The 21,546-nt window shown below is 32.2% G+C and carries 20 protein-coding genes and 1 pseudogene; 4 read left to right on the plus strand and 17 right to left on the minus strand.

The annotated features are described in order from the left end of the window. Positions 1-33 precede the first annotated feature (33 nt). Entirely contained in the window at positions 34-465 is a 432-nt protein-coding gene (locus HMPREF3046_RS04655; protein ID WP_371093788.1) for a pyridoxamine 5'-phosphate oxidase family protein, read from the plus strand. A 174-nt stretch (positions 466-639) separates the two neighbouring features. Then, positions 640-993, plus strand: a complete 354-nt coding sequence (locus HMPREF3046_RS04660; protein WP_070716894.1) for a DUF4889 domain-containing protein — start codon at positions 640-642, stop codon at positions 991-993. Between the two features lie 127 nt (positions 994-1,120). Here HMPREF3046_RS04660 and HMPREF3046_RS04665 read toward each other — a convergent pair whose 3' ends face one another. Further along, on the minus strand, positions 1,121-2,398 hold the full coding sequence (locus HMPREF3046_RS04665; protein WP_037556151.1) for a cation:dicarboxylate symporter family transporter: 1,278 nt from the start codon (positions 2,396-2,398) through the stop codon (positions 1,121-1,123). A 366-nt stretch (positions 2,399-2,764) separates the two neighbouring features. Next, positions 2,765-3,124, minus strand: coding sequence for a DUF3139 domain-containing protein (locus HMPREF3046_RS04670; protein ID WP_070716900.1), 360 nt, complete (start codon positions 3,122-3,124; stop codon positions 2,765-2,767). A gap of 283 nt (positions 3,125-3,407) precedes the next feature. Here HMPREF3046_RS04670 and HMPREF3046_RS04675 point away from each other — a divergent pair, with 283 nt between their 5' ends. After that, entirely contained in the window at positions 3,408-3,851 is a 444-nt protein-coding gene (locus tag HMPREF3046_RS04675; protein WP_070716902.1) for a MarR family winged helix-turn-helix transcriptional regulator, read from the plus strand. Between the two features lie 233 nt (positions 3,852-4,084). Continuing rightward, positions 4,085-4,501, plus strand: a complete 417-nt coding sequence (locus HMPREF3046_RS04680; RefSeq protein ID WP_070716904.1) for an Hsp20 family protein — start codon at positions 4,085-4,087, stop codon at positions 4,499-4,501. Positions 4,502-4,750: 249 nt separating this feature from the next. On the opposite strand, the gene HMPREF3046_RS04685 is transcribed toward HMPREF3046_RS04680, so the two are convergent. From HMPREF3046_RS04685 to HMPREF3046_RS04755, 15 genes and pseudogenes are all read right to left on the minus strand, one after another. Next, positions 4,751-5,908, minus strand: coding sequence for a nitrate/nitrite transporter (locus HMPREF3046_RS04685; RefSeq protein WP_049334667.1), 1,158 nt, complete (start codon positions 5,906-5,908; stop codon positions 4,751-4,753). A 260-nt stretch (positions 5,909-6,168) separates the two neighbouring features. Next, a pseudogene (gene nreC, locus HMPREF3046_RS04690) lies at positions 6,169-6,821 on the minus strand (nitrate respiration regulation response regulator NreC). A 25-nt stretch (positions 6,822-6,846) separates the two neighbouring features. Next, positions 6,847-7,857: a nitrate respiration regulation sensor histidine kinase NreB gene (gene nreB / locus HMPREF3046_RS04695; RefSeq protein WP_371093789.1), complete on the minus strand. Its 1,011-nt coding sequence runs from the start codon at positions 7,855-7,857 to the stop codon at positions 6,847-6,849. A 33-nt stretch (positions 7,858-7,890) separates the two neighbouring features. Continuing rightward, positions 7,891-8,343 (minus strand): nitrate respiration regulation accessory nitrate sensor NreA, encoded by a 453-nt coding sequence (gene nreA / locus HMPREF3046_RS04700; RefSeq protein WP_070716913.1) that lies wholly within the window; start codon positions 8,341-8,343, stop codon positions 7,891-7,893. A 20-nt stretch (positions 8,344-8,363) separates the two neighbouring features. Next, positions 8,364-9,053: a respiratory nitrate reductase subunit gamma gene (gene narI, locus HMPREF3046_RS04705; RefSeq protein WP_070716916.1), complete on the minus strand. Its 690-nt coding sequence runs from the start codon at positions 9,051-9,053 to the stop codon at positions 8,364-8,366. Further along, positions 9,046-9,621, minus strand: a complete 576-nt coding sequence (gene narJ, locus HMPREF3046_RS04710; protein WP_002448445.1) for a nitrate reductase molybdenum cofactor assembly chaperone — start codon at positions 9,619-9,621, stop codon at positions 9,046-9,048. The genes narI and narJ overlap by 8 nt, the downstream gene beginning before the upstream one ends. Continuing rightward, entirely contained in the window at positions 9,614-11,173 is a 1,560-nt protein-coding gene (narH, locus tag HMPREF3046_RS04715) for a nitrate reductase subunit beta (RefSeq protein WP_070716919.1), read from the minus strand. Before narH ends, narJ begins: the two co-directional genes overlap by 8 nt. Beyond that, a complete protein-coding gene (locus tag HMPREF3046_RS04720) occupies positions 11,163-14,846 on the minus strand; it encodes a nitrate reductase subunit alpha (protein WP_070716927.1) in 3,684 nt (1,227 codons plus the stop codon). Before HMPREF3046_RS04720 ends, narH begins: the two co-directional genes overlap by 11 nt. 206 nt (positions 14,847-15,052) lie before the next feature. Next, positions 15,053-16,003: a uroporphyrinogen-III C-methyltransferase gene (gene cobA / locus HMPREF3046_RS04725; protein ID WP_070716928.1), complete on the minus strand. Its 951-nt coding sequence runs from the start codon at positions 16,001-16,003 to the stop codon at positions 15,053-15,055. Beyond that, on the minus strand, positions 15,994-16,308 hold the full coding sequence (gene nirD / locus HMPREF3046_RS04730) for a nitrite reductase small subunit NirD (protein ID WP_070716933.1): 315 nt from the start codon (positions 16,306-16,308) through the stop codon (positions 15,994-15,996). The genes cobA and nirD overlap by 10 nt, the downstream gene beginning before the upstream one ends. A gap of 2 nt (positions 16,309-16,310) precedes the next feature. Beyond that, positions 16,311-18,716 carry a nitrite reductase large subunit NirB gene (nirB, locus tag HMPREF3046_RS04735; protein WP_070716936.1) on the minus strand — a complete coding sequence of 802 codons (2,406 nt, stop codon included), beginning with the start codon at positions 18,714-18,716 and terminating at the stop codon, positions 16,311-16,313. A gap of 211 nt (positions 18,717-18,927) precedes the next feature. After that, the gene (locus tag HMPREF3046_RS04740; RefSeq protein ID WP_070716940.1) at positions 18,928-19,641 is read right to left on the minus strand and encodes a sirohydrochlorin chelatase; all 714 of its coding nucleotides are present in this window, start codon (positions 19,639-19,641) and stop codon (positions 18,928-18,930) included. Between the two features lie 129 nt (positions 19,642-19,770). Further along, positions 19,771-20,583: a formate/nitrite transporter family protein gene (locus HMPREF3046_RS04745; RefSeq protein WP_070716944.1), complete on the minus strand. Its 813-nt coding sequence runs from the start codon at positions 20,581-20,583 to the stop codon at positions 19,771-19,773. 123 nt (positions 20,584-20,706) lie between these two features. Then, complete coding sequence (locus HMPREF3046_RS04750) at positions 20,707-20,889, minus strand: hypothetical protein (protein ID WP_002448340.1); 183 nt, start codon at positions 20,887-20,889, stop codon at positions 20,707-20,709. 71 nt (positions 20,890-20,960) lie between these two features. Further along, positions 20,961-21,431 carry an SRPBCC family protein gene (locus HMPREF3046_RS04755; protein ID WP_070716947.1) on the minus strand — a complete coding sequence of 157 codons (471 nt, stop codon included), beginning with the start codon at positions 21,429-21,431 and terminating at the stop codon, positions 20,961-20,963. Between the last annotated feature and the right edge of the window lie 115 nt (positions 21,432-21,546).

Below are 21,546 nucleotides of genomic sequence, written 5' to 3' on the forward strand. Positions count from 1 at the left end.
TTAATTTTTAAGGGATAATAATAAAATAAGGAGATGATTAGTTTGGATAAACAAAAAGCGACTCAAACGATTGAGAAAGTTTTAAACACTTCTAAAATTGGCGTATTATCGACCGCATATAATAATAAACCTAATAGCAGATATATGGTGTTCTATAACGATGGTCTCAATTTATACACAAAAACAAGCAACAAAAGCCCTAAAGTAAAAGAAATTCAAAGTAATCCAAAAGCGTACATTTTATTAGGATATAATGAAACAACAAATAATAGTTTTGTTGAAATAGAAGCAAATATTGACATTGTAGAGGATCAAGAAGTCATTGATTGGTTATGGGAAACACAAGATAAAACATTCTTCGATTCCAAAGAAGACCCTAATTTATGTGTGTTAAAAGTAAATCCAGAAACGATTACTTTAATGAATGATGATGATATTGACACACCCATCACAATTGATCTTTAATTTTATTTTTAATAAGAGTAGATAGAATGTATCATGAATTCTATCTACTCTTATTTGCTTATTTATAATGATTCATTTATATTAGTTGAAGTACAATCGAATTTTTGTAAAATTTTTATTGCAATTTAATTCTATTTTTGTATAAATAAATTAACTTGTTTAAGGAGAATCTTCATGAAAAACAAAAAAGGTTTAGGCTTAGGAATTGCTTTAATTGCAATGATGTTAATCGTTAGCATTATCTTAGTTATTGTAATGTTAAGTGGTCAACAAAAAGAAACATACTATGGTTATATGAAAGATAGTCACACTATCGAGAAAATGGTAAATGAGCAAACTGGAAAAGTTGAGAAAAATGTTAAATTACCATCTAACACTAATGTAAAAGTAAAAAAAGGTGATTTTGTCTTTTTAGTAAAAGAAAAAGATTCTGCTTCATTTTCTAGAGTATCAAAAGTAAATCATGATGATGTACCACATGGTCTCATGATGAAAATTCATGAAATGCATGATATGAAAGGCATGTAGCTTTGGATATATTAAGAAATATAAAGAACGAGATAACATTCATTTGAAATCAGTTATCTCGTTTTTTCTTTTTGAATAAAAAAGCATCGCTTATAAAAGCGACGCTAAAAATGTCAGATTTCCTTTTTTAAATTGATTCTAGATATTTCTTACCTTTTTCTTTATCATAGACATGTTCCCATTTAGAGATAACTACAGTAGATAATGCATTACCAATAACATTCACACATGTACGAACCATGTCTAACAAACGATCTACACCGATAATTAACGCAAGACCTTGAGCAGGTAAGCCCATTGCCCCTAATGTTGTTAATAACACTACGATAGATACGCCTGGCACACCTGCCATACCTTTAGATGCAACCATTAATGTCACCATTAAAATGATTTGTTCAGATAATGATAAATGAATGCCATACATTTGAGCAACAAATAAAGCAGCAATGGATTGATATAGCGCTGATCCGTCTAAATTAAAAGAATATCCAATTGGTATAACAAAAGAAGTCACTTCTTTTGGTGAACCAAATTTCTCCATTTTATTCATCATTACTGGTAATACTGCTTCAGAACTTGAAGTAGAGAATGCAAGTAATAATTCATCTTTAAGTATTTTAATGATTGAGAAAATACTAATTCCACAAATTCTCGCTACAATACCCAAAACAACAATAATGAAGAAAATCATCGCAAATACAACTACTAAAACAAGTTTAGCTAATGGAATTAAAGCAGAAGCACCAAATGTCATAACAGTTGTACAAATAAATGCAAATACACCAATGGGCGCTAATTTTAAGATTTTATTAATCATCCAAAACACGGCCTCTAAAGTACCATTTAAGAAACCTTTAACTGGTTCAGCCTTTTCTCCAATTGCAGCTAATCCCAAACCAAAGAATACTGCGAAGAAAATAATTGGCAATAACTCACCCTTAGTTAAAGCTTCAAAAATATTAGTTGGTATAATATTTACAATTGTATCAATAAAGTGGTTACCGTATGTAGATTGTTCTGCGGCAGACGCAGTTGATTGATATTTAGTAATATCGCCTTTAGGTAACTTATCAGGATCTAATCCAATTCCTGGTTTAAAAACATTACCAATAATTAAACCTAAACCGATGGCGATGGTTGTAATAATTTCGAAATAAAGAATTGATTTCCATCCATAACTTCCTATTTTCTTCGAATCCCCTAAATTCGAAATAGATAAAGCAAGTGAACAGAATACAATTGGAATGATAATCATTTTAATTAAATTTAAGAAAACGTCACCGAAAGGTTTAATATAATTTGCAACACCTGTTTGTCCAAATAATAATAAACCAATTACTACACCTAGCACTAATGCAATTAATACTTGCATAGGTAGGCTAACTTTTCTCTTGAACAGAGTCACGTTGAAACCCCCTTCTTCTGACATCGCTTAATTATATCAAATTATTCAAAATTCGGATATAACAAACTACAAACTATTAAATAATGTACATATTCAATTTGTCAAAAATAATTAATTAAAAACAGAAAAATAAGACTATTTTTAGAATATAGATTTTGGAATTCAATCACTATCTTTAACTTTCTCAATGTAAGAACTGTTTATAAATGAATGACATTACTCTAAAATCTGTTTTAACTAACTCGTTTACCTTTACCATTTAATAAAAAATTTCATTTAAAAAAACAATATCTATTTTTTCTATAGACATTGTTTTTTGAGTAGTAATCACCATTAATATCACTAGTTCTACATATTGATTATATATCATGGCTTATAATTTTGGTTGAAATAGTTATGTTTTGCACCTTTAATACTTTTCTTGGTTTCCGTATCAAAGCCTTCAACTAAAATACCTTTACGTGTACCAATTGGCTGAATGATATAAGTTAAATTAGATTCGTCTTTAAACACTACTTGTTTATAATAGATGCCTTTTTTAGCACTATATAATGTTTTTTCTGATTTAATTTTATCTTTCAAATGTTTTTGTTCTATATAATTATCTACAAGTTGTACATTTTTATGCGCTTGATACGCTTTCGTTCCAAAGAAGAACGCAATAGCTAATACAAGAGAAATAGCTAATATAATAATAATTCTAATAATCTTTTGCTTTTTACTCATCAGAGCACTCCTTCATCGTCTTACTCAATATAAGATAGCTTCTTTTATCATTTAAATAATTATGAATGAAATAGTAACTTTTTTAAAGTGATACCTATGTTTTGTAACAAAATATACTAATAATTTAATTTAGAATTTGAAATAAATCAACATTCTAAATTTATATGTAGACTTAGTTAAATTTATTTTTAAATTTATTAAAAAACTTATATAATACTCTGACAATAGTCTTGACAATAGCTATGGTTCATACTATCTTTAAATAAGTTGAGGAGGGAAAAATATGTATGTAAAGGACAATTATTTAAGTAAACAATTATGTTTTTTACTTTATGTTACTTCAAAAGAAATAATTAAAAAATATACTCACTATCTAAAAGAGTATGATTTAACATACACAAGTTTTATGGTTCTTATGGCTATTGAAAACGACGAAAAAATAAACATTAAGTCCCTTGGTCAACGTGTGTTCTTAGATTCTGGAACTTTAACGCCTCTCCTAAAAAAATTAGAGAAAAAAGGTTACGTACAACGCATGCGAGAAAAAGAAGATGAACGTAATTTACAGATTTCATTAACTCAAAATGGTAGAGACATTAAACCAGTGTTAGAGCAAATTTCTAATCAAGTGTTTAATGATTTTGATATTTCTGACGATGAAGCGGATGGCCTTGCTAGTAGCTTAAGACATATTATTTCAGAGAACTTTGGCTCTAAAGCTGAATAGTTAATACACATGACAAAAGCTAAGTAATTATTGTTCCTTCTTTCTTTTATTTTCTAACTAATACATAATATCGACGTCTTTTGTCATGTTTCTTTATTCCACATCTTTCACTTTTTAATTCTTCAAACTTTCAAATTGCTTTTACTTTACGTGTAGTATCTCTATTTATATAATGATATTGTAAAATTTCAATATATTTTATGACATATCACTCTGAAAAGGAGATTTTATATATGAATAATAGAGAATTTTTTGATCAAACTATTTTTAAAAATAATCCAAGAGATTTATTTCGTGATCTAGGCGAACAAGTATTTAATCAATTTTCAACTAAAAGCTTCCCAACAAATGTTTATAGTCAAAAAAATCAATATGTTCTAGAAGCCGAATTACCTGGCGTAAAGAAACAAGACATTCATCTTAAATATGAACACGCTACTTTAACGATTAAAGTCATTAAACAAGGATCTGAGCAAAATGGCAATGTTCAATTAAGTGAACGCTCAAGCGGAGAATTGGTAAGACGCTTTGAATTCGAAGATATTAATAAAGATCAAATCAAAGCAAGTTATGAAGATGGTGTTTTAGTGGTCATGTTACCTAAAAATGTCACTGAAGAAGACGAAAGTACTACAATTACAGTAGAATAAATAAAAGAGGTTGAGATATAACTTTCAGAAAAATAGCCAGTAAATGAGTGATTAGACATTCATTTACTGGCTTATTTATCATTCGTCGTATTATTGCCTTATTTTCATAGAGGGCAGTTTCAGCTTGTGCTATTCTCTCAATCTCTCACTAAAGGACTTCATATTTCATTTTATATTAGATTATTGAAAAAATAGATGCTTAGCATAATTAAATAAACAAACGTAGTGCTAATACACTACGTTGTTTATTTATTTTGCATATTCTTTTTTGTAAAGATGACCCATTGTAATAAAAGCAAGTATTCCAAATACAGCTAGTAAAATAAAAGCTAAGTGGCTTGAACCTGTCAATGAAGTAACATACGTGATAACAAGCGGTGGGAAGAAACCACCTAACCCTCCCATCATAGAAACAATTCCGTTGGCAGTACCAGATTCTTTAGCAAAGTAAGATGGCACAAGTTTAAAGATGAGTCCATTTCCTAATCCAGCACAAATACTAATTGTTAAACAACCTATAGTAAATAAAGCAATATGACTTGAAACACCTAAAATAACTGCACCGATAATCATCGCAACAAAATCTATCATCAAGGCTTTAACCGCGTTGAATTTATCTCCTAAAATCCCACCCACAGGTCTTAAGAATGTTGCTAATGCGATAAATACTCCTGAGCGAATACCTGCATCTACTTTATCTATTCCGAAATTATTAACTAAATAGTTAGGTAAGAATAAACCAAATGCTACAAAAGCACCAAATGTAATAAAGTACCATAAACTCAAATAATATAGTTTGTAGTTTGAAGATAAATCTTTAACTTGAGCGCCTAAAGGTACTTTAACTTTAGGTTCTTTAGCATCTCCAAGGAAAAACATTAATATTGCAAAAATAGCGATAATAATAAGATAACTTCTTACTGTTGTTTGCCATCCTACAATACCAGCAATAGGAGGTGCTAAGAATGATGAAATTGCTGTACCAATATTTCCCATTCCATAAATACCATTTGCTAATCCTACTTTGTCTTTTGAAAAATATTTAGGAACTGAAGTAACACCTACAGAGAAAATGGCTCCTCCTACTCCTAAAAAAAATCCAGACGCCATTAACATACCAGGCGATTGGGCTTGTCCTAAGAAGAAAATAGGAAATAATAATATAATAAAACTACAAAAGAATACCCATTTAGCGCCAATAATATTTGTTAAATAACCAAATGGTACACGAAGAATCGATCCTAGGATAACTGGTATCGCTAAAATAATTGATAACTGTCCTGGATTAATTTTAATATCTTGTGAAATGTATGGCATCAATGGAGAAATAATGCTCCAAGCCATGAATCCAACTACAAGACTTAAAGTTTGTAACGTAAGTTGAAAACCACCCTTAGTTTTATTCATTTTTTCACCTTCATCAATTTTTTATTTTCTATTATCTCTAATTAAATCACATATCAATATAGCTAATTTGTTTGTGTGATTAATTATTGATTACATTTAAATTTTAATCACTTTGTGAAAATATGAACATAAGGAGTTTCCCTTATACTCTCTAATAATCCCCCTATATTTAAATAATGAGACAAAGAAAAACCAACACATGAATATCATGTGCTGGTGAAATATAATATGAGTGTCATTATTTAAGTCTTTCAATATATTTAAAAATCTAAAAGTTTTTTCTTAAGCGCATATTCTACAAGCTCTGGTTTAGATTTTAAATTTAATTTAGTCATAATATGCGTTTTATGTGCCTCAACTGTTTTAACGGATACAAACAATTTTTCAGCAATTTCTTTATTTCCATATCCCTTTGCAATTAATGGTAATATTTCTAATTCTCTTTTAGAAAGTATTTTGAAAGGGTCATTAGTTGCTTTTTCATCTTGATTAGAAACATTTACAAATTCATTTACTAATGATGTCGTTAGTTTCATATCAATGTACGTTTCACCTTTATACACTGTTCGTACTGCTAAAACTAGTTGTTCATCTGGTGAATTTTTTAAAATATATCCTTTAGCACCATTTCTTAAAACATGAAACAAATATTCTTCATCATCATACATTGTCAAAATTAATATTTTTGTTTCAGGAAAACTTTCAGAAATTTTGCTAGTAGCAATTAAGCCAGACTCACCAGGTGGCATACTTAAATCCATAATTAATACATCCGGCTTGTATTCCATCACTTTCTGATACGCTCTACTCCATCAGCTGCCGTAGCTACCACTTCCATATCTTCTTGAAAGTTTAATATCATAGAAAAACCTGTTCTTACTACTGCATGATCATCTGCAATTACTATTTTCAATTATAAGTCAGTCCCTTTACGCTCTCTAGAGTGGCACTTCTAAAGTGATAATAGTTCCTTTTCCTAAATGTGTTTTTACATTTACTTTTCCGTTTACAAGCTCTGCTCTTTCATTCATACCATACAACCCTAGTCCTGTACCTTGTGGTTGAGAATTCGGATCAAAACCTTGACCATGATCAATCACTTCAGCCATTAATAAACGTCCAACCTCCTGAACAAAGACATCTACCGAACTTACGCCTGCATATTTTAATGCATTAAATACCGCTTCCTGTACCACACGGTAAACCACCGTTTCTACTTCACTATCATATCTTTTATCTTGAATGTTAGATTGATATACAATTTGCATACCATAATTATTTTCAAATTGTTTAAAATATGATTTAAAAGCCGCTTCCAAGCCTAAATCATCTAGAGATGAGGGTCTTAATTCAACTGATAGATGTCTGATATCATCAATCAATTTAGACATTAATCCCTCAATACGTTGTGATTGTTGGACAAGCTTTGAGGAGTCTTTTTGATATTTCAGCAATCTGAGTTCAACATCAATATTTAGCATTTCTTGTACAACGCTATCGTGTAATTCTCTAGAAATACGTTTTCTTTCATTTTCTTGCGCGGAAATTGTTTTTCTCATCATCTGACGTTGATACATTTTTTCTTGTCTTTCAATTTGCGGCGAAATATCTTGAAGTGTAAATGCATATATCTCATTATCTTCATCAATCGCTTGATAAGAAGCTGTAAATGGTCGAACTTTATGATCTACTGTTTTCATAAACACTTGAAAATTGATATCGTTTGGTTTAGATGTGTCTAAATAACAATTTTTGCAACTTTGAAGTTCAAATTCATTTGAATACCCTTCACAACGGTCACAAATTGCATTTGTCATCGCACTATAATTATTATCTTTTGAAATAATTTCTTCAGCGGCGTCATTCATAGCAATGACTTTTCCTTCTTTGTTTACAAAAACAATTTTTTCATTTGTAGTTTCATAATATTTTTTTAGTAAGTCTTCCATTTTCTGATTATACAACTCTAACACATATATCACCTAGATTTCTTCATTAAATTCCCACAAACGGCCTTTAATATTTAATTGACTAATCACTTTAGGCAATGTTTTACTACCTCTTTGTCCTAATAATAACACGCCTGCAACATGCTGTTCATGCCATAAAGGTATAGCGACGAGCGCGTTTAAATTCTCACTCATCAAAATGGGATACTTAATTTTTTCTTCTGGCGTTATTGTTTTGGAAACATTTTCTATAACCATTCGCTTTCCTGTTTTCATGACTGTCCCAGCTAAGCCTCTACCTTTTCTCAAAACAATCAATTTATAACGATTGTTTAGATTACCTGAAACATATTGCCATTTTATAGGTCCAGAAGGTTCGTGGTTTTCATATAGTGCAACACCAGCAAAATCACAGTTTTCTTTTTTTCTAAGTATGTCAAGCTCTTGTTGAAAATGTACCGGTTCAAACAAAGGTTCCGGAATCATATATCGTACTCCTTTTATATTTAATGTGCACGAGGTGCTTTATGTTTTCTATATACAATATAACGTCTTTTTGTATATGCTAACGGAATACTCCATACATGTACAAGACGTGTGAATGGCCAACAAGCTAATATTGTAAATCCTAATAAGACATGAATTTTAAATGATAATGGAACACTTGTCATTAATGATGCATTAGGTGAGAAGATAAATAAGTGTCTAAACCATATCGAAATTGTTTGACGGTAATCAAAATCAGTTATCATTGCATTAGTAACTAATGTTGAGAAACATCCCATAAATATAATCAATATTAATAAGAAATTTACGAAAATATCAGAAGCTGAACTTAACTTTCTCACATTATTAATAGTTAAACGTCTTGCTGTTAAAAGTAACATTCCAATTAGAGTCATTATACCAAAAATACTACCGATATAAACAGCTCCAAAGTGATATGTACTTTCGCTTATACCAAGTCCATCTATCCATTCTGCTGGAATAGCTAACCCCACCACATGACCAAAAAATACTGGAATAATTCCTAAATGAAATAACAGGCTGCCCCATTTAAGTTGTTTCTTTTCTAAAAACTCACTTGATTTTGCAGTCCATGAAAATTGATCATATTTATATCGAGCAATATGACCAACGATAAAAATTGCCACACATAAATATGGGTAAATAATCCAAAGAAATTGATTAAGCATGATGTGTCACCTCTTTTGGAATGTCTAAACAAGCTTTTAATGTTTCTCGTAATGCACGAATCACATAAGCGTAAGGATTATTCTCCTTAGCTAATTGATTTGCCATTTCATAGGTACCATCTTCAATAATCATAATCACTAACTCAATATTGCCTTCTGCACGAGGATCATTATGCCAACTTGCTACGTGTAAAAACTGCAACATCAATGGTAGATAATCCGATAATTCATTATCTACCATTTTTAATCCAAACATTTCATAAAGTACTTTTAGTTTTGCGAGCATTTGACCTCTTTCTTTTTGAGTATCAAATTTATTGTAAGTCATATAAAGTGGTGATGTTTTATTGAAATCAAATGTATCCGTATAAATTGCTTTAATTTCAGATAAAGTAAATTGATACATAATTTCACGATATTTCATTAAATCTGCATATCCTGGATGTGAAGGATGAATCGTTTCTTCAAATGTATTAGGATGGAAGGTTAATTTTTCCGGAAAATTAAGTTGTTGTGCAAGATATCCAAAACTTTCTTGATAGTATTTAAATTGTGTTAGATTAATCACGGAAAATACCTCCATAGAAATTCTCATTATAAATCTCTTGACCAGATTTTCCTGACGTTGAACCTACTGGAACACCGCAACCTTCACAATTGTCTCCGAAATATTCACCGCCATATCCTTGACTACCTTGAGCGTGATATGTATCTAAATAGGTTTCTTTATGTGAAGATGGTACAACAAATCGGTCTTCATATTTAGCTAAACCTAATAGACGATACATTTCTTTTGTTTGAATTTCTGATAAACCTAAACGTTCTAACCTAGAAGTATCAAATGATTTGTTTGTGACTTGAGCGCGCATATAACTTCTCATCATTGCCATTTTTTGTAACGCTTCTTTCACTGGCTCTACTTTACCTGCTGTAAATAAATTTGCTAAATATTCAATAGGTAAACGCATCTCTTCGATGGCTGGGAAAATCATATCAGGATTTTGACCTGAATTTTTACCTTCAAAATAACTCATAATTGGACTTAAAGGCGGGCAGTACCATACCATTGGCATTGTTCTAAATTCAGGATGTAATGGAAATGCCAATTTATATTCAATCGCTAATTTATAAACAGGTGAATTTTGAGCAGCTTGAATCCATTCATAACTAATACCATCTTTTTCTGCTTGTTCAATCACTTCTTCATCAAATGGATTTAAGAAGATATCAAGTTGTTTTTCATATAAGTCTTGTTCATTTTCAGCTGAAGCCGCTTCATGTACACGATCAGCGTCATATAATAAAACGCCTAAATATCTCATTCTTCCTGTACACGTTTCTGAACATACAGTTGGCATTCCTGCTTCAATTCTTGGGAAGCAGAATGTACATTTTTCAGCTTTATTTGTTTTCCAGTTGAAATATACTTTTTTGTAAGGACAACCTGTCATACAGTAGCGCCACCCACGACATGCATCCTGATCGACTAAAACAATACCATCTTCATCTCTTTTATACATAGCCCCTGAAGGACATGAAGCGACACAACTAGGATTTAAGCAATGCTCACATAGACGAGGTAAATACATCATAAATGTTTCATCAAATTGGAATTTGATATCTTCTTCAATTCTTTGAATATTTGGATCTTCTGGTCCTGTTACATGTCCACCAGCTAAATCATCTTCCCAGTTTGGTCCCCATTCAAGATTTAGTCTATCTCCTGAAATCAATGAGTGTGCTTTTGCAACTGGTGAATATTTACCTTCTTTGGCTGTTGTTAAATGTTCATAATTATAAGTCCATGGTTCATAATAATCTTTGATTAACGGCATATCTGGATTATAGAAGATTTTACCTAAGGCAATTTTAGACCACTTACTACCTGATTTAAGCTCAAGTTTACCTTTTTTATTTAATACCCAACCACCTTTATAGTGCTCTTGATCTTCCCAACGTTTTGGATAACCTACACCTGGTTTGGTTTCTACATTATTAAACCACATATATTCTGCACCCGGTCTATTTGTCCAAGTATTTTTACATGTCACACTACATGTATGACAGCCAATACATTTATCTAAATTCAATACCATTGCAACTTGCGCTTTAATCTTCAAGCCAATTTACCTCCTTCATTTTTCTAACTGCGACGTACACATCACGTTGATTTCCAATTGGTCCATAGTAATTGAAGTGATAACTAATTTGCGCATATCCTCCAACTAATTGCGTAGGTTTTAAGTGAATTCTTGTAGGTGCATTATGTGATCCCCCACGAGTATCAGTAATCTCAGAACCTGGTGTTTCAATGTGCTTATCTTGTGCGTGATACATAAACATCGTACCTTTAGGCATGCGGTGTGACGTTACCGCTCTTGCAGTCACAACACCATTTCTGTTATAAACTTCAAGCCAATCATTATCATTGATACCATGTTGCTCAGCATCTTCATTAGATAGCCAAACAACTGGACCTCCTCTGAATAAAGTCAACATACGTTCATTATCTTGATATGTTGAATGAATATTCCATTTTCCATGAGGTGTTAAATAACGTAGAACAAGTGCATCTTGTCCACCTTTTACCTTTTTATCTCTTGCGCCAAATACCATTGGTGGAAGTGTTGGTTTATATACTGGTAAGCTTTCACCAAATTGCTGGAATACTTCGTGATCGATATAGTAACTTTGTCTTCCAGTTAGCGTTCTAAAAGGTACGAGTCTCTCAATATTTGTTGTAAATGGAGAATAACGACGATTATTTTTATTAGAGCCTGGGAATACTGCTGTTGGGATAACTTCTCTTGGTTGAGCTGTAATATTTAAGAACGAAATTTTTTCAGATGCACGTTCTTTTGAAATATCCTTCAATTCCATTCCAGTTTGATTTTCTAAATCTTCATATGATTTTTGAGATAATTTACCATTCGTTGCCGAAGAGATATTTAAAATTGCATCAGCTACTTTACGTGCAGTATCAATACGTGGTCTATCATTTCTAACAGAATGTTCATCGTCATCATTCCATGTACCAATCATACTTTTTAGTTCTTCGTATTCTTCTTTAACACTAAAACTTACGCCATGTGCCCCTACTTTACCTTTCTCAAGTAAAGGTCCTAATGTAACGTATTTATCATAAATTTTAGTATAGTCACGTTCTACAATAGAGAAGTTAGGCATAGTTTTACCTGGAATACCTTCTACTTCACCTTTAGACCAATCTTTAATGATACCGTATTCAGAACCTAGTTCTTGTTTAGAATCATGAGCAAGTGGTGTAGTTACCACATCTTTAAATGTGCCTGGTAAATAATCTTTAGCCATTTCTGAAATTGCTTTACTCAATGTTTTGTAAATGTCCCAGTCAGAACGTGATTCCCATAATGGATCAATTGCTGGATTAAATGGATGAATAAATGGATGCATATCGGTTGAAGATAAGTCATGCTTTTCATACCAAGTTGCTGCTGGCAGTACAATATCAGAATACAAAGGCGTTGCAGTCATTCTAAAATCTAATGATACAAGTAAATCTAATTTACCTACTGTATCTTCTCTCCATTTAATTTCCTCTGGTTTATCATCTTCATTTGGTTCAGCCATTAATCCTGAACGTGTACCAAGTAAATGTTTCATAAAGTACTCTTGACCTTTAGCTGAACTTGAAATTAAGTTAGATCTCCAAACAAATAATGTTTTAGGATGATTTTTTCTTAAGTCTGGGTCTTCTATAGCAAATTCTGTTTCTTTATTTTTCACTGATTCAATCGCACGTTTTAAAATAGCTTCATTTGAATCATCGCCCGCATCTCTTGCTTCTTCACCAAATAACAAACTGTTTTTATTAAATTGTGGATATGAAGGCAACCAACCTAAACGTGCTGCTGTCACATTATAATCTGCTGGATGCTGATGTTTAATGTTGTTAGCAAGTGGTGATTTCAATTTATCTACATTAGATTCTTCATATTTCCATTGATCAGTTGCAAAATAGAACCAACTTGTACCATTTTGTAAACGCGGTGGACCTTGCCAATCTTTAGCGAAAGCTACAGTATTCCATCCTTCGATTGGACGACATTTTTCTTGCCCAACATAGTGAGCCCAACCTCCACCATTAACACCTTGGCATCCACATAATAGAACTAAATTCAGTACAGCACGGTAAATGGTGTCAGAATTGAACCAGTGGTTAATCCCTGCACCCATAATAATCATCGAACGCCCTTTAGTATCAATAGCATTTTGTGCAAATTCTCTTGCGACTTGTGTCACTAATTCTTGTTTAATACCTGTAACGTTTTCTTGCCATGCAGGTGTATATTTAGATTCACTATCTTCATAAGATTTAGCTTCTAACTCATGACCAAATCGTTTAATACCATATTGACTAGCCATTAAATCATATACTGTAGCAATACGTACTTCTTTCCCATCTGCCAATTTAACTTTTTTAGTTGGAATAGGTCGTTCAAAAATACCATCACCTTGACTATCAAAGTAAGGAAATTGAATGATTTGTAACTCATATTCTTCTTCAGCAACAGATAAAGCTGGATCAATTTTACTTCCATCTTCTGTTTCGAGTTTTAGATTCCATTGTTTGCCTTCTTCCCAACGTTGACCCATTGTACCGTTTGGAACGACAAGTCGATGGCTCATCGCATCGTAAATCACTGGTTTCCACTCACCATTTTCACTTTTTATGCCTAAATCGCTTGCACGTAAAAATCGTCCTGCCTTATAACCATTTTCATCTTCATCTAACATCAATACAAATGGCATATCTGTATATTGCTTGGCATAATTAACAAACATATCACTTGGTTCATCTTCATAGAATTCTTGTAAGATGACATGCGTCATGGCTTGGGCAACTGCAGCATCTGTTCCTGGATGAGGTGCTAACCAATTATCAGCAAATTTAACATTTTCTGCATAATCTGGTGCTACAGACACCACTTTTGCACCTTTATAACGTACTTCAGTCATAAAATGGGCATCAGGCGTACGAGTAAGTGGAACATTAGATCCCCACATAATAATGTAAGAAGCATTGTACCAATCACTTGATTCAGGTACATCAGTTTGTTCACCCCAAATTTGAGGAGAGGCAGGTGGTAAATCAGCATACCAATCATAAAAACTTAACATTTCTCCGCCTAACAAATTAATAAAACGTGCACCAGATGCATAACTAATCATCGACATTGCTGGAATAGGTGTAAAACCAGCGATTCTATCCGGACCATCTTTTTTAATGGTATAAAGAATTTGTGCTGCGATAATATCTGTTACATCTTTCCAATTTGCACGTACATGTCCACCTTTGCCACGTGCTTCTTTATATAATTTAGCTTTCTTTTCATCTTCAACGATAGAGGCCCATGCAGCGATACGATTTCCATTATTGTCTTCAAGTGCTTGTGTCCATAAATCTAATAATTTACCTCTAATGTAAGGATATTTCACACGAAGTGGGCTGTATTCATACCATGAAAATGACGCGCCACGTGGACATCCACGAGGTTCAAATTCAGGCATATCTGGACCACAACTTGGATAGTCAATTTGTTGATTTTCCCACGTAATCACACCATTTTTAACGAAAACTTTCCACGAACACGATCCAGTACAGTTTACGCCATGTGTGGTTCTTACTACTTTATCGTGACTCCATCTTTCACGATACATTTTTTCCCATTCTCTACTTTTACTTTCTAAGACTGACCAATTTCCATTAAACGTTTCAGTTGGTTTGAAGAAGTTTAATCCGAATTTTCCCATTTATATAAATCCTCCTACCTGCAAAGGTAATGCGTTACTTATGTTCAATGTTATTTAAAGAAATTTCATTTAAATTGTACATTTTTTCACATGATCTTTATATTAGGGAATTGCCTATTTCATATAAAAGAATCCCTAAAAAAAGTGAGGTAACACATGTTTTAAACATCGTGTTATCTCACTTATGACATTCGAAACGTAAAAAACTACACTTCAATATATTTAATGTTTTGGTGCTGTGTTAAGATCGATTCATATAAATGCTTTTGAGAAGAATGATATGTTTCATCGTATTGAACTAAGCATTTTAAATACTGTTGAGATAAGTCTTCTGCTTTTGAAAGTGCCAAGTCTTTATTTCCTCTAATAACGTACAATGTTTCATCTATTGTTTGTTTTGAGTGTATAATCCTTTCGTCATCCATATAGTTAATGATATGACCTAATATACAAATGCCTGGATCATGTTTAATATTAAGCTTAGATAATTGATATTCAATAGTGCTTAGTTTACCAACCACTATTGTTTCGTTATAACATGTAGCATTAAAAATGATAGCAATATCATAATCTTCTTTAGTATATCTTCTAATTTGATTAATAATATAATTTAATCGTTTAATTCCCATATAAATTGCTAAAGTCCCACCATTGGCTAAATTACGTATATCCATGTCTTGATCAATATCATCTTTAAAATGACCTGTAGAAAATGTAACACTTGGTGCTACTGAACGCATCGTTAAACCTAAGTCTAATGAAGCTACCGCTGCACTTGCAGAAGTTACCCCAGGCACAATATCATAGGCAATCTGATGTTCTTTTAAAATGTCTATTTCTTCAGTTACTCGGCCAAACACTGCTGGGTCTCCACCTTTTAAACGGACAACAATTTTATACTTTTTCGCTGCTGCTACTATTTTTAAATTAATATCTTCTTGTTGAATATGTTTAGTATAAGGTTTTTTTCCAACATCTATGATTTCAGTAGTTGGCTTTGTATATTGTAATATCAATGGATTGACAAGACGATCATATAAAATAACATCTGCTTGTCGAATTAATCGTTCTGCCTGTTTAGTTAACAAATTAGGATTGCCAGGACCAGCTCCAATTAAATATACTTTTCCAAATTCACTATTAGTGACTAGAGACATATAAATACGTCTCCATCTTGAATTTCAACTTGATATGTTTCAACACAACCTGTATCTGGTTCTTGCACTTTACCCGTATTCAAATCAATTTTTTGATCGTGAAGTGGACAATAAACGTATTCTCCACTTACAGTACCTTCAGATAACGGGCCTTCTTTATGTGGACACACGTTATTAATAGCATGCACTTGTCCATTTTCTGTTAAAAATATACCGATTTGTTTATTTTTAACGATAACTTTTTTACCAATTAATGGTGTTAATTCATCCATAGTTGTTACTTTAACTTTTTCCATTACACTCATCCTCACACTTTCTCGACTTCAAATATTTTTTGTGCTTCTTTATTTTCAACAATAGATTCCCAAGGTTCTTCTTCAAGTGCTTGTTTTGCATCCATAATTCTATCAAAAAGTTCTTTTTGTCGTTGTTCATCTAAAAGCACTTCTTTAACATGATCAAATCCTAGTCGTTTAAGCCATGGTGCTGTTCGTTCAGCATATATTCCAGTTTCTCTGTAATATTGCATAAGCGCACCACACAGTTGTACCACTTGATCTTCTGTTTCAACAGTAGTGAGTAATTGACCTACTGTTACCTCTGTGCCACCGTTACCGCCAATATAAATTTGATAACCATTTTCTACTGAAATGACACCAAAATCTTTAACACCTGATTCTACACAGCTTCTTGGACAACCAGAAACACCCATTTTAAATTTATGAGGTGTGTCTATGTACTCAAATGTTTTTTCTAATCGAATACCTAAACGTGTAGTATATTGTGTCCCAAATCGACAGAATTCCTTACCCACACAACTTTTCACAGAACGCGTTTTCTTACCATATGCAGAGGCAGAGCGCATACCTAAATCTTTCCAAACCTTTGGCAACTCATCTTTTTTAAGACCATATAACCCTACACGCTGAGACCCCGTTACTTTAACAAGAGGCACATTATATTTTTTTGCTACTTCACCTAAACGAATTAATTGGTCAGCATCAGTGACACCACCACGCATTTGTGGAATGACTGAGAAAGTTCCATCATTTTGAATATTTGCATGATAACGTTCGTTCGCAAATCTTGATGCTTTTTCATCTTGGTGTTCATGAGGATATACCATATTTAGATAATAGTTGATAGCTGGGCGACATTTTGGACAACCATTTTTATCTTTAAAATCAAGTACATGACGAACTTCTTTTGATGTTTTTAAACCTTTAGCTCTAATTTGGGTAACAATTTCATCACGTGTCAAATCAGTACATGCACAAATACCAGTTGGTTTAGAAGCTACAAATTCATCACCTAATGTACATTTTAGTATTTCTCCAATTTGTCCTTTACATTTACCACAAGAATTTCCTGCTTTGGTTGTTTTTGTAACCTCGTCTACAGTAGTCAACCCTTTGGTTGTAATTGCGTTGACAATTGTACCTTTATCTACACCATTACAACCACAAATTGTTTCATCATCAGGCATATCTGCTATTGAAGTTCCACTCTCTTCTCCACCTTTATGAAGAAGTGACACCAGTGTATAATCCTCTAATGATTCATGTTTTTTCATCATACTATAAAATCTTGAACCATCATCTGTATCGCCATATAAAACGGCACCTACCACTCGACCATCACTTAGATAGACTTTTTTGTAAATATTATCTACACTGTTAAAGATTTCGATACCGTGTACAGTTTCATCTTCAACGATTTGTCCTGCACTATATAAATCACAACCTGATACTTTTAAAGACGTAAATGTTGTAGAACCTTTATATCCTTCAGTCTCTTTACCTGTTAAATAATCAGCAAGCACTTTACCTTGTTCATAAAGAGGTGCAACTAAACCATATACTTTGCCATTGTGTTCCGCACATTCACCCACGGCATAGATATGTTCATCAGATGTTTGCAAGTAATCATTAACGACGATGCCTCGATTCACTTCTAATCCCGCTTCACGAGCTACTTCGGTAAATGGACGTATACCAACAGCCATAACGACTAAATCCGTTTCTATTACTCTACCATCAGCTAGCTTAATAGCTTCTACATCATCAGCTCCTATAATTTCTTTAGAATTTGCTTGTAGTTCAATATGCATGCCTTGACGTTCTAAATCATCTTTTAACATATCTCCAGCTTTACGGTCTAATTGCATTTCCATCAGCCATTCTGCTAAATGAAGAACTGTTACATCCATACCTTGATCCATTAATCCTCTTGCACATTCTAATCCAAGAAGACCTCCACCAATAACAATGGCACGTTTTTTTGTTTTAGCAATTTCAATCATGCGCTCAGTATCTTCAATCGTACGCCAACCGATGACACTTGGTAATTCCGATCCAGGTATAGGTAAAACAAATGCTTTTGAACCCGTCGCAAAGATACAGATATCATAAGCTACAGTGATACCTTTAGAAGTAGTGACAGTTTGGGATTGTCTATCTACTTTTTCAACTGGATCATCTACAATTAATTCAATATGATGTTCTTTATACCAGTCATAAGGGTTCATAATCGTTTCTTCGACTGTCATTTTCTTTTGTAAAATGTTCGATAACATAATTCGATTATAATTAGGATAAGGTTCTTTACCAATAATTGTAATGTCAAATTGAGAATCTGAACGTTCTAAAATTTCTTCAATTGTTCTTAAACCAGCCATACCATTACCAATCATTACAAGTTTTTGTTTAGCCATATCAATGCCCCTTTTATTACATTTAATTATTAATAACTTCAAATAGTTTTGAACTCACTATTCTTTACAAAGCTATTTTATAACATATTCTTTTAAAATTGTGATTATTTTCACATTTAAATGTAAAATCGGGGATTTCCCTAATAAAAAAACACCTTCCATTACATAAGTGAGAATTTAGCACTCATATAATGAAAGATGTATGTATTTACTATACCGTTAAGTCTTTTAATCGCTCTCGAATAATCGATTGTAAAATAGGGTCAAAATTAATAGACGGGGTAATGTGCAAATCATTAGCAATATCCATCTCTGATATAAGACCTTTGACTTTATTAACTAAACGTCCATCATATAAAAACATCGGGACCACAATAAGATGACGATATTGTCTTGAAAGTTGATCTAAATCATTTTTAAACGTAATATCTCCATATAACGTACGGCAATATATCGGTTTATCTTGCTTTAACTTAGTACTAAATTCTTTTAGTTCATCATGTGCTTTAGTATAAGAAAAGCTACCATGTGCAATCAACACAACTGCCACATCTGACTTTTCTTTTATATCCACATCATTAATACGTTGCTCTACTAAATCCACCATATATGGATGCGTACCAAGAGGCGCACTAATTTCATATGTTATATTTGGATATGCTTGTTTAATATTTCTTAACATCTCTGGAATGTCTACGATGTAATGCATGGCTGAAAATATAAGTAAAGGTACAACTTTAAATTGTGTTTCCCCTGTTTCTATTAAATTAATAATCGTATTTTCAACGCTTTTTTCTTCACTTTCAATAAAAGCAAGATCATAAGTGTAAGTTTCATTTTTTAGTAAGCTATCTATAAATTCACCTAGCGCTTTATTTTGATCTCCTTGTCTCATGCCGTGAGCTACTAGAATATTTGCAACCAAATAGTTTCCCCCTTATTACTTTAATGTTGATTAAAATAATAAGATTTCCTGAATATTAAGTCAATATGTTTAGCATTAAAAAAACTGAAATACCTTTCAGTATTCAGCTTTTTAATCGTCTTACAATTCTTATATACTGTTTCTTGTTCCGTTTAAATATGAATAAACAAGTCCCACAAAAATACCTCCACCAATATAGTTACCTACAAAAGCAAATACGATATTTTTTAGCACATCTATCCACGATAATGCATCACTATTATAAAAAATCATTCCTGCATATAATCCAGCATTAAATACAACGTGTTCATATCCCATAAATACAAATACTATTACACCAACAGCAATGAAAAATGCGCGTGCTAAACCTTCTTTAAAGAGCATTGAAACATAAATACCAATATTAATAAAGAAGTTACAAAATATCCCTTTGATAAGAATATTTAACCAAGTTGATTCTACCGTTTTTAAATGTACTGTTTTACTTAGACTTGCAACCATTTCAGGTGTCATCACATGTGTCCCCTTCATTAATAAGAATAAAATAAACCCACCTATCATATTTCCAATGAAACAAAATAAGAATATGTATAACACTTTTTTAACTGTAATGACTTTGTAATACCATCCGATAGTTAAATACATAAAATTACTAGTCAGTAATTCTGAATTAGTTAGAACAATGAGAACTAAAGCTAAACTAAATGAAATCGCTCCTAATAAATTAACAAGGCCATCATTTGTTCCTGCAAACTGTGTTTTGATTGCTAACATAAATACTGTAACAATAGCTAGTAAAAATCCTGACATCATTGACTTTAGTAAATATCGTCCAGGTGTCTGAGTTGCCATAACTTCTTTCATTTGTACCTGTCCTACAGCCGCTTTAATAATATCTTTTGTAGTATATGTATCTTTAATCGTTGTATGGTTGCTTGTCATATTCCCTCTCCTTAATTCATTTATAATTTTATATTATATATAGTGAAATGCAATTTGAATAGAGGAGATTAAAAAAGAGCAAAATACGGAGGTTTTTTTCCATATCTTGCTCTTGTCATGATATTAATGTGCTTTTTTTAATTTTGAAAAATAACGTAATCCTGAAGCAAAAATACCATAGCCTAATGCCGTTCTTAAAATATACTTTATGACGCCATTATTTAGACACTTTGAATTAATTAATAATGTTGGAATTAAAGTACTGATTGAAAATAAGCCCAGCACTTTTAAATATCTTTCTTTCATACTATATCATCCTCTTTTCAACATTATTATAACTTAAAAGTTCAATTTAAATTTGACATTCTCATGACGATTTATTCATTAAGTAAGACTTCTAGTTGATCTAATGTTGAATTCATACCTGCTTCTATCCCCATATCTACCGCTTGTTGAGCTGCTTCTTTAGTTGGAAACACTGACGTAGACGTAATAGTAGTCATTTGTTTATTATCTGAATTAAAATTGATTGAAATATGCATACCAGGTAAACGTGTATCTTTTTCTCCCTCAGGTGTAGCAAAGTAATCAAAGTATTCAAGATACTTCGGACGATCCACTTTTCGATATTCAGTTAATGTATAGCTTGTCTGTTCTGAGGTTTCTATAGCAAAGAAGGATTCCCCGCCTTCTTCAGTATTAAAACGATATACTTTTGTCTTAGCGCCTTGAGGATGAAACCATCGCTCAAATAACGATGGATTTGTATAGGCATCAAATACATCATTGATAGGAGCTTTAAATGTTCTTTTAAAAATAATTTTATTTTCTTTTACTTCCATTGACATCGTTATCTCTCCTGATTTCTAAAATGGTAATTCTTATAGTTTAGCAACTATTATATTTTAAAACAATAAAAAAACAGGCAAAGTTAGGCACTGAACCCTTAAAATGGGAACTTAA

It is taken from the genome of Staphylococcus sp. HMSC070D05, from assembly GCF_001815595.1.
In the GTDB taxonomy this organism is placed as follows: Bacteria; Bacillota; Bacilli; order Staphylococcales; family Staphylococcaceae; genus Staphylococcus; species Staphylococcus hominis.

Bases quoted from the DNA above. Each gene is read 5' to 3' on its own strand.
- HMPREF3046_RS04655 (WP_371093788.1), top strand. From the start codon at position 34: ATGATTAGTTTGGATAAACAAAAAGCGACTCAAACGATTGAGAAAGTT.
- HMPREF3046_RS04660 (WP_070716894.1), top strand. From the start codon at position 640: ATGAAAAACAAAAAAGGTTTAGGCTTAGGAATTGCTTTAATTGCAATG.
- HMPREF3046_RS04670 (WP_070716900.1), bottom strand. From the start codon at position 3,124: ATGAGTAAAAAGCAAAAGATTATTAGAATTATTATTATATTAGCTATT.
- HMPREF3046_RS04675 (WP_070716902.1), top strand. From the start codon at position 3,408: ATGTATGTAAAGGACAATTATTTAAGTAAACAATTATGTTTTTTACTT.
- HMPREF3046_RS04680 (WP_070716904.1), top strand. From the start codon at position 4,085: ATGAATAATAGAGAATTTTTTGATCAAACTATTTTTAAAAATAATCCA.
- HMPREF3046_RS04685 (WP_049334667.1), bottom strand. From the start codon at position 5,908: ATGAATAAAACTAAGGGTGGTTTTCAACTTACGTTACAAACTTTAAGT.
- nreB (WP_371093789.1), bottom strand. From the start codon at position 7,857: ATGGAAGACTTACTAAAAAAATATTATGAAACTACAAATGAAAAAATT.
- nreA (WP_070716913.1), bottom strand. From the start codon at position 8,343: ATGATTCCGGAACCTTTGTTTGAACCGGTACATTTTCAACAAGAGCTT.
- narI (WP_070716916.1), bottom strand. From the start codon at position 9,053: ATGCTTAATCAATTTCTTTGGATTATTTACCCATATTTATGTGTGGCA.
- HMPREF3046_RS04720 (WP_070716927.1), bottom strand. From the start codon at position 14,846: ATGGGAAAATTCGGATTAAACTTCTTCAAACCAACTGAAACGTTTAAT.
- cobA (WP_070716928.1), bottom strand. From the start codon at position 16,003: ATGTCTCTAGTCACTAATAGTGAATTTGGAAAAGTATATTTAATTGGA.
- nirD (WP_070716933.1), bottom strand. From the start codon at position 16,308: ATGAGTGTAATGGAAAAAGTTAAAGTAACAACTATGGATGAATTAACA.
- nirB (WP_070716936.1), bottom strand. From the start codon at position 18,716: ATGGCTAAACAAAAACTTGTAATGATTGGTAATGGTATGGCTGGTTTA.
- HMPREF3046_RS04745 (WP_070716944.1), bottom strand. From the start codon at position 20,583: ATGACAAGCAACCATACAACGATTAAAGATACATATACTACAAAAGAT.
- HMPREF3046_RS04750 (WP_002448340.1), bottom strand. From the start codon at position 20,889: ATGAAAGAAAGATATTTAAAAGTGCTGGGCTTATTTTCAATCAGTACT.
- HMPREF3046_RS04755 (WP_070716947.1), bottom strand. From the start codon at position 21,431: ATGTCAATGGAAGTAAAAGAAAATAAAATTATTTTTAAAAGAACATTT.